This is a genomic window from Leucobacter chironomi DSM 19883 (genome assembly GCF_000421845.1).
GTDB lineage: Bacteria > Actinomycetota > Actinomycetes > Actinomycetales > Microbacteriaceae > Leucobacter > Leucobacter chironomi.
This window is the reverse complement of the sequence record NZ_ATXU01000024.1, coordinates 1-2,799: the sequence shown is the minus strand read 5'-3', so window position 1 is coordinate 2,799 and position 2,799 is coordinate 1. Positions and strand designations below refer to the sequence as shown.

Below are 2,799 nucleotides of genomic sequence, written 5' to 3'. Positions count from 1 at the left end.
CCCCGCAGCCGCAGCAGCTATTCCTGGCTGACGTGCTGAACGCCGGGCACCAGCGAAACGCCTTCCTCGTGCCGCGCCGCTCGTCGAAGTCGACGACCTTCAACGCGGTCGCAGTCGGCCGGGCCGCGCACCGCGAGGACTACCGCGTCGGCATCCTCACCCTGACGAGCGGCAAGGCCGGGCGAAAGCGGTTCCTCAAGGACGTCGCCGCGCCCGTCGAAGCGCTCTACCGCGACAAGCGCACCCGCCCGCTCAAGGTCTCGCGCATCGCAGGAATGGAAGGGCTCGACTTCACAGCATCGGGCGGTGGCACGGTCGACTGGCTGTCAACGCTCGACGACGTGCGCGGCGAAGCCTTCGATCTGTTCATCCTCGACGAGTCCGGCGAACCGAATGATCCCGAGTACATCGGCGAGGTGCGCGCCGCAGTGCTGCCGACGCTCGACACCAGGCCGGGCGCACAGGTCGTGTCGATCGGCACCGCGGGCCGCTTCCGCACCGGCAACATGCTGTGGGACGCAATCACCACGCTCCGCAACGGGCAGGGCGGCGGCGCGCTGTGGCACTTCCCCGAAGACGTCACCGAAGAGGAAGCCTCCGACTGGGAACCGACCGAGGACAACCCCGCAGGACGCGCCCGCGAACTGATCGAGCTGCACCACCCCGGCGTTGGCACGCTCACCACGCTCGACTCGATCAAGGAGAACTTCGACGAGTTCAGCCGAGAGAAGTTCCTGCGCGAGTACGGAAACATCTTCGGCAAGATCGGCGAGGCGGCGGGCCTACTCGACCCGATCAAGTGGGCCGAGGCGGGCACCGGGGCGGATCTCCCTGACCCGCCAGAAGAGTTCGGGCTCGCGGTCGCAGTCCACCCAGACCAGACATTCGCGGCGATCGTGGCCGCATGGCGCGAGGAGAACGGCCGCGCCGTGCTCCTCCTCATCGACCACAAGCGCGGCGTGGAATGGCTCAAGAAGTCCGGCCCGCACTACGCCCGCAAGTACACCCGAGCACTCACCTTCGACACGGCCTCACCCGTGATCGCCCGATTCCTGCCCGGCTGGCAGAAGCTGCGGCCCCGGCCCAAGCTTGACGGGCGCGGCTTCATGGACGTCAAGAAGGCCGCGACGCTCATCGTCTCCGAGGTCAACGGCCCCGACGAAGCGGAGAAGATCACCAAGACACCGGCTCGCGCGTCGGATCGCATCATGCACTATCGGCAGCCCGAACTCGACGATGCCGCCAAGAAGGTCGTGAAGCGCAAGGCCGGGGTGAGCGCGTGGGCGCTCGGCCGTGATCCGAAGCACCCCGAACACGACATCACCGCGATCGAGGCGGCAGCGCTTGCGCTGCTCGCGTTCGACGAATCTAAGCCCAAGACCAAGACCCACCGAGGACGTGTGAACCATGATTAAGCTCGACAACGACGGATATTGCACGGTCGTGATTACGTGTGCCGGGTGCCCGTGGTGGTCCGCGATCCGGCTCGATATGGCCGAGGGGCACGCCTGCGCGGTGACCCACGAGAAGGTGCATCACCCTGAGTCGAAACAGGCCCGTGAGGCCGCTCGGAAGTGGCGGCGCGCGCAGCAGCGCAAGCTCACCGCGACACGCTGAGAGTTCGTCGAAAGTCCCACCCCCCTCCGCATGGTTGGGGTGTGGGACTTTTTGATATCTTCCGACGTACCCAGGCGGTTTCGAGCTACGCGGCACCGGCCGCGGTGGGCCTCGTCACCCCTCACGAGTCAGCCGCGCTGAGCCGTATCGCGTGGTCTGAGCACTTCCAGGGCGCGACCGGCGAGGTGAACCGCAATGGTGCGATGCGGATTCCGGCGCTGGCGAAGGCCCGCAACGTGCTCGCCGGAATCATCGCCTCGCTGCCGCTCGTTGAGCTTGAGGGCGAGACCCGCGTCGATCAGCCCTGGCTCTATCGCACATCGGGCGATGTGTCGCCGTGGCACCGGCTCGCGTGGACTGTCGACGATCTGTTCCATCACGGGTGGAGCATGTGGACCGTCAAGCGTGACGCGGCCGGGCAGATCGAGGACGCGGCGCGGGTGCCGTTCGAGGTGTGGTCAGTGAACTCGACCACCGGGGAGATCACCGTCGACGGGGTGCCTGCCAAGGCCAACGAGGTGATCCTCATTCCGGGCAGCTTCGAGGGCATCCTCGAAGCCGGTGCCGACACGATTCGCGGCGCGCACGCCCTCCAGAAAGCGTGGATTGGGCGCGCACAGAACCCGATCCCGCTCGTCGAGCTTCACGAGATCGGCGACGACGAACTCGAAGACGACGAGATCGACGAGATGCTCGCCGACTGGTCAGCGGCGCGCACCTCGCCGACCGGGGCTGTCGGATTCACCGACCACCGCGTCGAGCTGCGCGTACACGGGGCCGTGTCGACTGACCTGTTCGAAGAGGGCCGCAACGCGATCGTGCTCGATATCGCCCGCCTGACGGCGCTCCCGGCCGCGCTCCTCGACGGGTCCATGTCGTCGGCGACGCTCACCTACTCGACGCAGGAGGGCAAGCGCAACGAGTTCATCGACTACACGCTGCCGACGTGGCTGCGCCCGATCGAGGCGCGCCTGTCCATGGACGACGTGTGCGACCCCGGTCGACGCATCCGGTTCGACCTCTCCAGCCTCACCGAAACCGAAACCCCCGAAATCTCCGACCCTGTGGAGGACTGACCCCATGCCCACCCCGACCACCGCCCTGTTCGCCGACGCCGAGGCCCGCACCGTGCGCGGCCTCCTCCTCCCGTTCGGAGAACTCTCCGCCCCCACGATCGACGGC

General features: G+C 67.3%; 3 protein-coding genes. All 3 read left to right on the top strand.

What is annotated here, in order from left to right:
• On the top strand, window positions 1-1,415 hold a 1,415-nt coding region (locus H629_RS15445), incomplete at its 5' end, for a hypothetical protein (RefSeq protein WP_161608037.1).
• Complete coding sequence (locus tag H629_RS15325; protein ID WP_152485739.1) at window positions 1,408-1,617, top strand: hypothetical protein; 210 nt, start codon at window positions 1,408-1,410, stop codon at window positions 1,615-1,617. The genes H629_RS15445 and H629_RS15325, both read left to right, overlap by 8 nt.
• A 41-nt stretch (window positions 1,618-1,658) precedes the next feature.
• The gene (locus H629_RS0113750) at window positions 1,659-2,693 is read left to right on the top strand and encodes a phage portal protein (RefSeq protein ID WP_024357807.1); all 1,035 of its coding nucleotides are present in this window, start codon (window positions 1,659-1,661) and stop codon (window positions 2,691-2,693) included.
• Window positions 2,694-2,799: the final 106 nt, after the last annotated feature.

What these genes read in the sequence shown, in the direction of transcription:
- H629_RS15325 (WP_152485739.1), top strand. Translation starts at nt 1,408, where the DNA reads ATGATTAAGCTCGACAACGACGGATATTGCACGGTCGTGATTACGTGT.